The organism is Kitasatospora sp. MBT66 (assembly GCF_000710405.2).
Taxonomy (GTDB): Bacteria; Actinomycetota; Actinomycetes; order Streptomycetales; family Streptomycetaceae; genus Kitasatospora; species Kitasatospora purpeofusca.
On record NZ_JAIY01000008.1, the window covers coordinates 575,045 to 586,505 of the forward strand.

An 11,461-nucleotide genomic window follows, 5' to 3' on the forward strand; every position below is an offset into this window, starting at 1 on the left:
CAACCGGCACTGCCGAATCCACCTCCGAGGCGAGCTTCGGGGCCCGCCTCAGCCCCGGAGGTCCACCAGCAGCGGCGGCACCTGCTCCCCCGACACCGCCGTCAGCGACACCACCGCGTGCCCCGCCGGCAGGGCGTGCGCCAGGTCCGAGGGCGACCAGCGCAGCCGCTCCACCTCCCGGGTGGTCACCGACTCCGTCTGCGCCGTCGTCCCCGACAGCGCCTTGCGCCCCAGCCGCCCGGCCCGCCGCACGATGCCGCCCGAGGTGTCCGGGGCCAGCGTCACCGCCGTCTCGCGGACCAGATGGGTGCCCCAGGCCTCCGAGAACAGCTTCCCGTCCCACGGCGCGATGCCCGGGAACGCCGCCCGGCAGCCCACCGCCCCGAACAGCGGAGCCCGCAGCGCCTCCGGCAGGTCCACCAGCGTGCGCAGCAGCAGCACCACCCCGGCGTTCGCCCCGCGCAGCCGCTGCAGACCGCGCACGATCCCGGCGTCCAGCGCCGCCGAGGCGTCGTCCACCACCAGGCCCGCGAACAGCGAGCGGTCCCCGCGCGACCCGGCCGCCTGCACGAACTGCCCCACCAGCAGGCGCGACAGCATCCGCGCCGCCTCCGGGTGGCTGCGCTCCGGCAGCTTCACCCGCACCCGCAGCGGGTGGTCCAGCACCCGCATCGCGAACGGCGGCCGGCCCGTGCCGTCGGTCGCGAACGCCCCCTCGAAGGCCGGCCGGTCCAGCAGCGCCAGCCGGTCCGCCAGCAGCGCGCCCGGATCGTCCGCCCGGCCGCGCTGGTGCTCCCGGTGCTCCAGGTCCCGCTCGAAGGAGCCCAGCCGCTCCGCCGCCCGCAGCCCCTTCACCAGGGCCTCCAAGGACTCCGGCTCACCGGCCAGCAGCGCCCGCAGCTCGCGCACGCCCGGGTAGCGGCCGAACGCGGCGTGGAACGGGGCGACCATCTGCTGCAGGGCCGTCCGGGCGGTCTCGGCGCGCGCCGTCAGCTCGTCCGGCAGCAGCGCCTCGGCCAGCCGGGCCGCCGCCTCGTCCGGATCCTGGGCCGCGCCGTAGAGGTCCAGCCCGTAGCGGGACGCGGGGTCGCCCGGGGCGATCACCACGTCGTACCAGGCGTCCGGCCCCAGGTCGGCGTCCGCCGCCCCGATCACCACCGCGCACGCCGTCCCGGCCAGCGCCTGCAGGCACAGCGCCTCGGCCACCGGACGGGCCAGCCGCGCCGTCTTCCCCGTCCCGGCCGGGCCCACCGCCAGCAGCGAGGTGCCCAGCACCACCGGGTCCAGCGCGAAACCGGCCGACCGGTGGGTCAGCGGGTTCTTCGGCACGTCCTGCGCGGTACCGAGCCGCACCTGGCCCAGCAGCAGGTCGTGCCGCTCCGCCCGGCCCGGCAGCTCGCGCGCCTCCGAGGGGTGCGCGAACGCGGCGGCGCCGCGCAGCGACACCTGCTCGACGAAGGCCGGCAGGAAGGCCGGGTCGGCCTGGGCCGACTCCCAGGCCCGCCGGATCCGCACGTAGTCGACGTCCCCGACCGCCTCACCGTCCAGCCGACCGGCCGCGACGCCCGCGCCGCCCTGCCGCAGCACCGCCCACGGATCCCGCCGCCGGGCCGCCTCCGACTGCTCCTCCTCGGCGGCGGGCACCTCCTCCGTCACCGTCCGCGACAGCAGCGGCAGGGCGTAGCGCCGCCACACCTCCGGCCAGCGGCCCATCCGGCCGAAGACCTTGATGACGACGGCGAGGACCGCCACGTTGGCGATCAGCAGGGTGAACATCGCCCCCGATTCCGAGGGCTCCGCGAGCGGGCCGATCCCGGTCTGCCGACCGAACCAGACCAGCAGGTACATCAGCAGCTGGGTGCCGTAGAGATAGGCGAACCACCCCACCACCGCGTTCAGCCCCGCCCGCAGCAGCAGCGGCCAGGTGGGGACCTTGGCGGCCTCCGCCCGGTCGGGGTCGAGCTGCCGGTGGTCCTGGCGGAAGACGCCCGGGTCGGCCTCGGGCCGCGGGGCCGAGGCCCAGGCGGCGAGGTCGAAGGGCACGCGGGCCGGCGGACGCGGGTGCGGCATCGGGGTGCGGGGGGTGGCGGTGGTCCGCTCGTCGTGGCTGCGTGCCCCGTCCAGTCCCATCTACGGCCCCGTTCCCTCGCCCGCCGGCCCGACCGCCGTCGGTGCCGCCCATACCCATGCCACCGCCCCGGCGACACGCCCGCGCTCAATGTAGTGGAGCGGAGCCTCCCGGTAGCGGCTCCGTCCGGGCTGGCCGCCCCGGACAAGTCGGACGGCCCAGTGCTACCGAGTGGCGCATGCCTGCCCGGCGAACGCCCCCGTAGCCTGCGAACTACCGAGCCGAGAAGTCTGGAGAAACCCATGAGCGCCGCAACGCCGCTCCCGCAGGAGCGCCGCCTGGTCACCGCGATCCCCGGTCCGAAGTCGCAGGAGCTGCAGGCCCGCAAGCTGGGTGCGGTGGCGGCCGGCGTCGGCACCACCCTGCCGGTGTACGTGTCCCGCGCCAACGGCGGCGTGCTGGAGGACGTGGACGGCAACTCGCTGATCGACTTCGGCTCCGGCATCGCCGTGACCAATGTCGGCAACAGCGCCGAGGCCGTGGTGGCCAAGGCCTCCGAGCAGCTCGCCGCCTTCACGCACACCTGTTTCATGGTGACCCCGTACGAGGGCTACGTCGCCGTCGCCGAGCAGCTCAACGAGCTGACCCCGGGCGACCACGACAAGCGGACCGCCCTGTTCAACTCGGGCGCCGAGGCGGTCGAGAACGCGGTGAAGATCGCCCGCGCGTACACCAAGCGCACCGCCGTCGTGGTGTTCGACCACGGCTACCACGGCCGCACCAACCTCACCATGGGCATGACGGCGAAGAACATGCCGTACAAGCAGGGCTTCGGTCCGTTCGCCCCCGAGGTCCACCGGGTGCCGGTGGCCTACCCCTACCGCTGGCTGACCGGTGCCGAGAACTGCGCCGCCGAGGCCGCCGCGCAGGCGATCGACCTCATCAACAAGCAGATCGGCGCCGAGAACGTCGCCGCGATCGTCATCGAGCCGATCCAGGGCGAGGGCGGCTTCATCGAGCCGGCCAAGGGCTTCCTGCCGGCCATCGTCGAGTACGCGAAGGCGAACGGCATCGTCTTCGTCGCGGACGAGATCCAGACCGGCTTCTGCCGCACCGGCCAGTGGTTCGCCTGTGACGACGAGGGCATCGTCCCGGACCTCATCACCACCGCCAAGGGCATCGCCGGCGGTCTGCCGCTGGCCGCGGTGACCGGTCGCGCCGAGATCATGGACGCGGCGCACGCCGGCGGCCTGGGCGGCACCTACGGCGGCAACCCGGTGGCCTGCGCGGCCGCGCTGGGTTCCATCGAGACCATGAAGGAGCTGGACCTCAACGGCAAGGCGCAGCGGATCGGCGAGGTCATGCTGGGCCGCCTGCGGGCGATCCAGGAGAAGTACGCCGACTCCGACCGGGTCCGCGTCGGCGAGGTCCGCGGCCGCGGCGCGATGATCGCCGTCGAGCTGGTCAAGCCGGGCGGCAAGGAGCCGCACCCGGAGGCCACCGCGGCGATCGCCAAGGCCTGCCACGCCGAGGGCCTGGTCGTGCTGACCGCCGGCACCTACGGCAACGTGCTGCGCTTCCTGCCGCCGCTGGTCATGCCGGAGCACCTGCTGAACGAGGGCCTGGACATCATCGAGGGCGCCTTCGCCACCGTCTGATCCGGCCCGCGGCCCCGGGGCCGCGCCCGAAGACCCGCCGGAGGGATGTCCGGACAGCGCCGAACGGCCCGCGGGGACCTCAGTCCCCGCGGGCCGTTGGGTTTCGAACCCGGTGTGACGCCCCCGGCGCGGACGGTGAAGATGGTGTGCGGAATCGCTGAAGCTCCTCGGCCGCGCAAGGACCTTGACGTAGTGTCATCACAGATGGACAGCGAGCCCCAGCCATGGGCGGAGCCGTCCGCGGCGTCGCCCCAGGGGGCGGCTCCGCGCGAGGGCCGCGAGGACAACCAGGCCGTCCCGTACGGGGCGGTGCACACCGAAAGCCGATCGACCGGCCGTCCGGCCCACACCCCCCGGGACGCACGGAACGGCGATCATCAGGGCCGCCCCGGAGCTCTCCCCCCTGCTCCGGGGCGGCTGCCTCGCGTCCTCGCCCGGCCCGCGGTGCCGGCGGTCCTGGTCCTGGTGCTCCTGCTGGTGTCCTGGCAGGTCGCCGTGGACGGACCGCTGCTGGAGCTGGACCACTGGGCCCGGCACGCCGTCCGGGAGACCCGGCACGCGCTGCACAGCACTCTGCTCAACCACCTCGGCAAGGCGTTCTCCGACCTGGGCGGCGGCTCGGTGGCGGTGCCGGTACTGCTGCTGGGCGGGGCGGTCGCGGCCCGGCGGGAGTTCCGGGCCGGGTTCGCCCGGTGGTGGCTGCCGGTGCCGGTGGCGGTGCTGACGGCCGCGCTGATCCCGCTGCTGGTGGTGCCGGCGAAGGCCTGGTTCGCCCGGCCCGGCCCGTTCGGGCTGCCGCTGGCGGCGGACCAGTGGGGCTGGTACCCGTCCGGCCACACCGCGACCGCCACGCTCGGGTACGGGGTGGCGGCCCTGCTGCTGGCGCGGACGGCCGCGCCGCGCGGGCGGCGGGCGCTCGCCGCGGCGGCGACGCTACTGGCCGTGGGTGTCGGACTGGGGCTGGTGTGGAGCGACTACCACTGGCTGCTGGACGTGGTGGCCAGCTGGTGCCTGGGCGGCCTGGTCCTGTGGACGCTGGCCCGGTGGCCGCTCACCGGCCGCCCGTCCGCGCCCCGACGGCGCCCGGGGCACTGAGGCCCCGGGCCCGGGCAGGGAACGCCGGGCCGTCCGGAGGGATCAGCCCTCGGCCGGCTCCTCCTCGTTGCGGTGGACGTGGCCGGCCTCGCCGTTGTCACGGCGCCACTCGACGACCAGTTCGTCGCGGGCGCCGAAGCGGACCAGGTGGCGGCCGACCACGTCCTCCAGTCCGGGCAGGTTCTCGGTCTCGCCCTCGACGGCGAGCAGCAGCGCGTCGGGGGTGGCCTCCAGCGTGGCGGTGCCGGCGCCGAAGACGAGGGTGCCGCGGCCGGTCTCCTCGGACCAGTCGGCCTTGATCTTGCGCCCCATGTGGGCGGCGAGCTGCTTGGCGTAGCGGGCGGAACGGTCGGTGGCGACGCGGGCTTCGGAGCGGGGCACGGGCCCTCCAGGATCAGGGGAGGGAACTTAGGGTGCCCTCACTCGTCGCCTACGCTAACCCAGATACTGAGTCTTACTCAACATTTTTCCGGGCGCCCCCGGAACGGCCGATACCCTTGGTCGAACACCTGCCGAGGAGAGCCGCCCATGACCACCACGCCGACCGACGACGCGGCGAGCTCCTCCCCCGGCACCGGCACCCCCGACCGTGCCGAGCGGGACAGCAGCGAGCGGGACAGCGCCGAGCAGGGCAGCACCGAACAGGGCAGCACCGAACAGGACACCGCCGCCGAGCTGGCCGACGCGATGACCCGGGCGATCAAGCGGATCCGCCGCCTCACCAGCGAGCGGCTGGAGCCCTACGGCATCACCCCCGGCCAGGGCCGCGCCCTGCGCACCCTCGCGCATGCCCCGGGCTGCGAGCTCCCCGACCGGGCGATGCGGCTCAGCGACCTGGCCGACCGGCTGCACATCGCCCCCCGCTCGGCCACCACGGTGGTCGACGCGCTGGAGGAAGCCGGACTGGTGGAACGGAGCCCGGACCCGGCCGACCGCCGCGCCGTACGGATCCTGCTGACCGCCGCCGGCCGGTCGGCGGTGGAGCGGATCGGCCAGGTCCGCTACGAGGTCTCCCAGGAGTACTTCGGCGCGGTCAGCCCCGCCGACCAGGACGCGCTGCTGCGAGCGCTGCGGAGCGCCGAGGCCGCCTACGCGGCGACCACCGCGTCCACCGCCGCGCCGCGCCGGACAGCGCCCCCGGGCGCAGCGCGGTGATCCCGATCCCGGCGATCACCAGCAGCGCGGCGACGGCGGCCACCGGGCCGACCGACTCGCCGAGCAGCAGCCAGGCCGAGGACATCCCGAACACCGGCACCAGCAGCGAGTAGGGCGCCACGGCGGTGGCGTCGTAGGTGCGCAGCAGAAAGCTCCAGGCGACGAAGCCGAACAGGGTGGAGACCAGCCCGACGTAGCCGATCGCGCCGAGCCCGGCGAGGTCGATCCCGCGCAGCGCGCGCAGGTCGGCCTCCGGGCCCTCGACCAGCAGCGAGAGGCCGAGCAGCGGCAGCGGCGGCACGGCGCTGACCCAGACCATCCAGCGCAGCGCGTCCGGCGGGGCGGCCCTGCGGGTCAGCACATTGGACAGCCCCCAGGCGGCCGCGGCCAGGACGACCAGGGCGAAGGCGCCCAGCGGCCCGCCGAGGCCGTGGTCGACGGCGCTCAGCCCGATGCCCGCGAAGGCGACGCCGAGGCCGGTCAGCCGCTGGGCGCCGGGGCGCTCGCCCAGCAGCGCGCCGGCGAACAGCGCGGTGAACACCGCCTGCCCCTGGAGCACCAGCGAGGAGAGTCCGGCCGGCATCCCGGCGTGCATGCCCAGGAAGAGCAGGCCGAACTTGACCACGCCGAGCACCACCCCGACCGCGAGCACCCAGCGCAGGGCGACCTTCGGCGGTCCGACAAAGAAGATCGCCGGGACGGCGACCACCGCGAACCGCAGGGCGCAGAACAGCAGCGGCGGGAAGTTCTGCAGCCCGATGTGGATGAGGACGAAGTTGAGGCCCCAGACGGCGGCCACCAGGACGGCCAGGCCGATGTGACGCGGACTCATGCTGCCGCCGCCCGGGGCGGCGTGCGGGGATGTGCTCATGGCACGAGGATGGCCGCCGGGAACCGTTCAGCACCAGCGATGAGTTCTGAAGGCAACGCTTTAGTATTGCTGCATGATGGATCTGGGGCGCCTGCGGGCGCTGCACGCGGTGGCCGTCCACGGCTCGGTCGGCGGGGCGGCTGCGGCCCTCGGCTTCACCCCGTCCGCCGTCTCCCAGCAGATCGCCAAGCTGGAGCGGGAGACCAGGACGGTGCTGCTGGAGCGCCAGGGCCGGGGCGTGGTGCTGACGGACGCGGCGCGCGAGCTGGCGGGTACGGCGCAGGCGGTGCTGGGGCTGGTGGAGCGGGCCGAGGTGCGGCTGGAGGAGCAGCGCGGCCAGGCGGTCGGTCGGCTGCTGGTGGCCGCCTTCGCGACCGGCGCGCGCGGACTGATGCCGGGGGTGCTGGCCGATCTGCGCGAGCGCTGCCCGGAGCTGGACGTGCGGCTGCTGGAGAGCGACCCGTACCCGGCGGCCGAGCTGGTGGCGCGCGGCGAGGTCGACCTGGCGCTCGTCCAGGACTGGCCAACGGTGCCGCTGCCGGTGCAGGAGGGGCTCGACCGGATGGACCTCGGGCCGGACCCGGTGGATCTGCTGCTGCCGGTCGGCCATCCGCTGGCGGAGCTCCCGGTGGTACCGGTGGGCCGGCTGCGCGGGCAGCGCTGGACGAGCGTGCCGCCGGGCAACATCTGTCACGACTGGCTGGTCCGGACCCTGCGCGAGGCCGGCGAGGAGCCGGACGTGCACTACCGGGTCGGCGAGTTCGAGACCCAGATCGCCCTGATCGGGGCCGGTCTCGGCATCGGGCTGGTGCCCCGGCTGGGCCGGGGCGCGCTGCCGCCGGAAGTGGTGGCCCGGACGGTGGCGCCGGAGCCGGCCCGGCGGGTGTTCGCGCTCTGGCGCTCCCAGGCCGCGCGCCGGCCGGCGATCACCGAGGCGCTGGACGCGATGCGGGCCCGCTGGGACGCCCGCAGCGGCTGACGGGGGCGGCCGGCCCCGGACGCCCCCGTCGCGACCGGCTGTCAGGAGGCGAAGCCGATCACCAGCCACATGAAGCCGACCCCCGCGAGCGTGCAGAGCAGCGTGGTGCGCGAGGGGTGCGGGCTGTGCGCCTCGGGGAGGATGTCGGAGGTCGCCAGATAGAGCAGGAAGCCGGCGAAGAACCCCAGGTACAGCCCGAGCAGGTGCTCGGAGATGGTGAACAGCAGGGTGATCGCGGCACCGGTGACCGGCGCCAGCGCGTCGGCCGCCAGCAGGGCGAGCGCCCGCCGCTTGTTGTTCCCGTAGAGCCGGGTGATCGTGTACGTGTTGAAGCCGTCCGCGAAGTCGTGCGCGACCACCGCGATCGCCACCACCGTGCCGACCGTCGTACCCGCCTGGAAGGCCGCACCGATCGCGAAGCCGTCCATGACGCTGTGGCCGACCAGGGCCATCGCGGCCGTCAGGCCCACTCCCTGGTGGCGCTCGGCGTCCGGCCGGGAAGAGCCGTTGGCACGGCCGTGATTGTGGCCGTGGCTGTGGGCGTGGTGGCCCCCGCCCTGATCGGAGGACCGGCCGTGGCTGTCGCGGTGGCCGTGACTGTGCTCGGCGTACTCCTCCTCGTGGCCGCGGTGGATCGCGACCGCCCGCTCGACGATGTGGATGGCCAGGAAGCCGGCCGCGAACATCAGCAGCGCCTGCGGCACCCCGTGCACCTCCTCGGGCGCCTGGTGCAGCGCCTCCGGGAGGAGGTCGAAGGCGACCACCCCGAGCATCAGCCCGGCGGCGAAGCCGAGCACCAGGTGCCGGCGGTCGCCGGTGCGCTGCGCGACCCAGCCGCCGATCAGCGTCATCAGGAACGCCCCCGCGGCCACCAGGACCGCGGTCACCGCCGCACCGCCGTGACGGTCCGTCTGTCCAACTCGTCTCCCCCGTGTCCCGCCCGTCCCCGGGCCGACCGTCAGCCGGTGCCGGCCGGCCGTGTCCCCCAGCGTCGGACACCCCGCGCGCCGTCGCCCGCCGGGCAAGCCGTCGGGGTGAGGCACCGGGGCGGGCCGTCGGATCCGGCCGACGGCACCCGCTCGGGGCCGACCACCGTAGTGGATACCCGGCCTCCCGGACCCCGTCGGGACGCCGGACCGGTCCCGACCGCCCCGGCGGCCGGGCCCGCGCGGTTCAGTGGCCGGCGGCGAGCGACAGTCCGAGGTGGGTGTGCGTCAGCTCGCGGACGCCGTCCCCGTCGACCAGGTGGATGTGCCGGTGCCCGTCCTCGCCGGTGAGGTCGAGCGCCCCGTCGGTGAAGCGGCCGGTGGTCAGCCGCAGCCCGCGTTCGGCCGACTCCTCGCGGACCGCCTCCGCCAGGGTCCGGATCTCCTCCTCCCCCACCGGCCCCTCGCCGCGGGAGGCCCACACCACCCAGCGGCCGGGCAGCGCGCTGCCGACCGGCCCCTCACCGGTGGCCACCAGCCCGACCGGGCCGCGCAGCCGCACGCTCCACTGCCCGAGCCCGCCCCGGGTGAGCAGCTCACGGACCAGCTGGGCGAACTCGTTCGCCGAGAGGTCCGGCGCCGCCGGGACGGTGGCCGCCGCCTGCGCGGCCGGTTCGACGCCCGTCCCGCCGTACGGGTCGGGGCTGACGGCGGCGTCGAGCTGGCGCAGCCGGACCAGCGCCTCGTCCTGCTCGGCGTCCGCGTAGACACCCTCGCCGTCGGGCTCCTCGTCGGGGTCGGTGGGCGGCAGCAGCCTGGTGCGGGCCAGTGCGTCACGGTCCGCGTCCACGCTCACCAGGCAGAGCGGCCGGGCGCCGCCGGGCTCGCGCAGCCAGCCGTTGAGCACGACACCGGCGAGGATCTCGTCGGTGTCGACGGCGTCGGCGGCCTGCAGTGCGCGCAGGGCCAGCCGGGCGACCAGCCGCAGGTAGTCGGAGGCCCGGTCGGCCGGCGGGCGCGGCACCGGCAGGACCTCGCCGTCCGGGGCGAGCCGGTAGCCGGTCAGCGAGGGCACCACGTCCAGCGGCGGCAGGTCGAGGTCGAGCACGGCGGTCCGGGTCAGCGGCCGGTAGACGGCACGGCAGGGCGCCGGCAGGTCCCGGGTGTTGGTCTCGGCGGCGGCGAGGGCCCGTTCCAGCAGGGACTCGACGGCGGCCGGCTCGGCCTGCCGGTAGGCCCGGCGGCACTCCTCCAGGGAGTCGTTGTACTCGCGCACCGCCCGCGCCCGGGCCTGCTCGGCCTCGTCGTGGGCGCGCCGGGACTCGTCGACGGCGGGGCTGCCGGCCTCGGCCTGCCGGGTGCGCCACTCCCGGAGGGCCCGCTGGTGGGCCAGCCGGGCCTTGGCCAGTCCGCGCTGGTAGTCGGAGTCGAGCAGTCGGCGGACCGGGGGCCCGTCGGGGTCGGAGGCCTCCGGTTCGGCGGGCGCGTAGTCCTCCCAGCGCGGCTCCGGGTCGGCGCCGGCCGTCGTGGGCGGCGCGCCGTCCGGGTAGGGGCGCGGCTCGTAGCGGCGCAGCTGGCTCTCGAAGTCCATGGCCGAGACGGGCAGGGCGGACCGCCGGAGCAGGTCGGCCAGCCGCTCGTGCTCGGCCTGGACGGTGAGCGTGCGGTGGTGGGTGAGCGCGGCGGCCCTGGCGTGGGCGGCGACGTCCTCGTCGCCGCCCGTGCCGAGCGGACCGGGGGCCGGCCGGCCCGTGGCCGACGGTCCGTCCGCCGTGCCGTCGGGACGACCGGACGGACCGCCCGCGGTCGGCTCCTCCACCCCGAGGTCGCGGAACACGGAGGCGAGGAAGCCCGGTTGGGGGGCCGTGACAGCACCGTCGGACTGGCCGTCTGCTGAGTACTGCATCGGTGGTCGTCCCCCATGCTCGTCCGGCGCCTGCCCGGGGCGGTCGGCAGCCCCTCGGCGGCGAACCGGGGGTCCGCCCCGCTTCCGGACATTGTCCACCGAACGGGCGCACCGGTCAGCCAAGCCTCTCAGTTGGTCCGGGTGTTGGTCAGGTGCAGTCCGATGTAGCCGACATAGATCCGGCCACTGCCCGAACAGTCGTCCAGGTAGTGCAGCCGGGGTGCGGTGCGGCCGCCGCCGATCCGCAGGTGCGCCCCCATGAAGGCGCGTCTGGACGCGTCCACGCACTCCGGCACCGGGAGCATCCGCTCGCGCTTCCACTTGGCGTGGCTGTACACCGTCCGCGACTCGCCGCGCACCGCCTTGCGGGGCGGGAAGCGGTGGCAGCCGGCCGGGGTCCGTTCGCACCACTGCTTGAAGTCGCCGCCCGCCCGGCCGCGGACCGCCGCCTCGGCGTACTCCTGGAGCGCCGTCAGACCGTCCCAGGTGAGCCGGGCCCAGCCCCCTCCGGCGCAGCGCAGTTCGTCGAGGGCGAGCGCGGCCTTCTGGTCGCCGGTGAAGGTGAGCAGCGGGAACTCGCCGAGCCGGTCCATCAGCTCGGTGAAGGTGAGCGGGATCCCACCGTGGCCGCCGGCCGGCCCGGTGCGCCGCCGCCCGGTCCGACGGGCGGGGGCGGGCAGCACGGGCCGGGTCGGGGCGGCCGGTGCCGGGACGAACAGCGTCGGCGGGGACGGCACCGGTCCACCGCCGGGTGCGGTGCAGAGCCGGCCGACGGATCCGCGCCCCGCCCCGGGGCCGGCCGT

At 75.5% G+C, this 11,461-nt stretch carries 8 protein-coding genes and 2 pseudogenes; 4 read left to right on the forward strand and 6 right to left on the reverse strand.

The genetic code is table 11. From position 1 onward, the window contains the following. Nucleotides 1–48: 48 nt before the first annotated feature. Nucleotides 49–2,130: a hypothetical protein gene (locus BI06_RS24075; protein WP_051741701.1), complete on the reverse strand. Its 2,082-nt coding sequence runs from the start codon at nt 2,128–2,130 to the stop codon at nt 49–51. Nucleotides 2,131–2,370: 240 nt separating this feature from the next. Between BI06_RS24075 and gabT the strand changes: the two genes are divergently transcribed. Both gabT and BI06_RS24085 read left to right on the forward strand, forming a co-directional pair. After that, a complete protein-coding gene (gabT, locus tag BI06_RS24080) occupies nt 2,371–3,726 on the forward strand; it encodes a 4-aminobutyrate--2-oxoglutarate transaminase (RefSeq protein ID WP_030397746.1) in 1,356 nt (451 codons plus the stop codon). Nucleotides 3,727–3,930: 204 nt separating this feature from the next. Then, nucleotides 3,931–4,821, forward strand: a complete 891-nt coding sequence (locus BI06_RS24085; RefSeq protein ID WP_082558638.1) for a phosphatase PAP2 family protein — start codon at nt 3,931–3,933, stop codon at nt 4,819–4,821. A gap of 42 nt (nt 4,822–4,863) precedes the next feature. On the opposite strand, the gene BI06_RS24090 is transcribed toward BI06_RS24085, so the two are convergent. Continuing rightward, entirely contained in the window at nt 4,864–5,202 is a 339-nt protein-coding gene (locus BI06_RS24090; protein WP_030397748.1) for a DUF2218 domain-containing protein, read from the reverse strand. Nucleotides 5,203–5,508: 306 nt separating this feature from the next. On the opposite strand from BI06_RS24090, the pseudogene BI06_RS53750 reads away from it, so the two are divergent. Beyond that, a pseudogene (locus tag BI06_RS53750) lies at nt 5,509–5,730 on the forward strand (MarR family winged helix-turn-helix transcriptional regulator); the annotation flags it as partial. Nucleotides 5,731–5,854: 124 nt separating this feature from the next. Here the strand turns inward: BI06_RS53750 and BI06_RS24100 are convergent. Then, nucleotides 5,855–6,808, reverse strand: a complete 954-nt coding sequence (locus BI06_RS24100; RefSeq protein WP_043471289.1) for an EamA family transporter — start codon at nt 6,806–6,808, stop codon at nt 5,855–5,857. Nucleotides 6,809–6,920: 112 nt separating this feature from the next. Between BI06_RS24100 and BI06_RS24105 the strand changes: the two genes are divergently transcribed. Beyond that, nucleotides 6,921–7,826: a LysR family transcriptional regulator gene (locus BI06_RS24105; protein WP_043471292.1), complete on the forward strand. Its 906-nt coding sequence runs from the start codon at nt 6,921–6,923 to the stop codon at nt 7,824–7,826. A 41-nt stretch (nt 7,827–7,867) separates the two neighbouring features. Here BI06_RS24105 and BI06_RS24110 read toward each other — a convergent pair whose 3' ends face one another. The 3 genes and pseudogenes from BI06_RS24110 to BI06_RS24120 form a co-directional block, all read right to left on the reverse strand. After that, nucleotides 7,868–8,677: a ZIP family metal transporter gene (locus BI06_RS24110; protein WP_043471548.1), complete on the reverse strand. Its 810-nt coding sequence runs from the start codon at nt 8,675–8,677 to the stop codon at nt 7,868–7,870. Between the two features lie 322 nt (nt 8,678–8,999). After that, on the reverse strand, nt 9,000–10,658 hold the full coding sequence (locus tag BI06_RS24115; protein ID WP_030397753.1) for a restriction endonuclease: 1,659 nt from the start codon (nt 10,656–10,658) through the stop codon (nt 9,000–9,002). A 128-nt stretch (nt 10,659–10,786) separates the two neighbouring features. Continuing rightward, a pseudogene (locus BI06_RS24120) lies at nt 10,787–11,461 on the reverse strand (hypothetical protein); the annotation flags it as partial.

What these genes read in the sequence shown, in the direction of transcription:
- gabT (WP_030397746.1), top strand. Translation starts at nt 2,371, where the DNA reads ATGAGCGCCGCAACGCCGCTCCCGCAGGAGCGCCGCCTGGTCACCGCG.
- BI06_RS24110 (WP_043471548.1), bottom strand. Translation starts at nt 8,677, where the DNA reads ATGACGCTGATCGGCGGCTGGGTCGCGCAGCGCACCGGCGACCGCCGG.
- BI06_RS24115 (WP_030397753.1), bottom strand. Translation starts at nt 10,658, where the DNA reads ATGCAGTACTCAGCAGACGGCCAGTCCGACGGTGCTGTCACGGCCCCC.
- BI06_RS24100 (WP_043471289.1), bottom strand. Translation starts at nt 6,808, where the DNA reads ATGAGTCCGCGTCACATCGGCCTGGCCGTCCTGGTGGCCGCCGTCTGG.
- BI06_RS24105 (WP_043471292.1), top strand. Translation starts at nt 6,921, where the DNA reads ATGATGGATCTGGGGCGCCTGCGGGCGCTGCACGCGGTGGCCGTCCAC.
- BI06_RS24075 (WP_051741701.1), bottom strand. Translation starts at nt 2,130, where the DNA reads ATGGGACTGGACGGGGCACGCAGCCACGACGAGCGGACCACCGCCACC.
- BI06_RS24085 (WP_082558638.1), top strand. Translation starts at nt 3,931, where the DNA reads ATGGACAGCGAGCCCCAGCCATGGGCGGAGCCGTCCGCGGCGTCGCCC.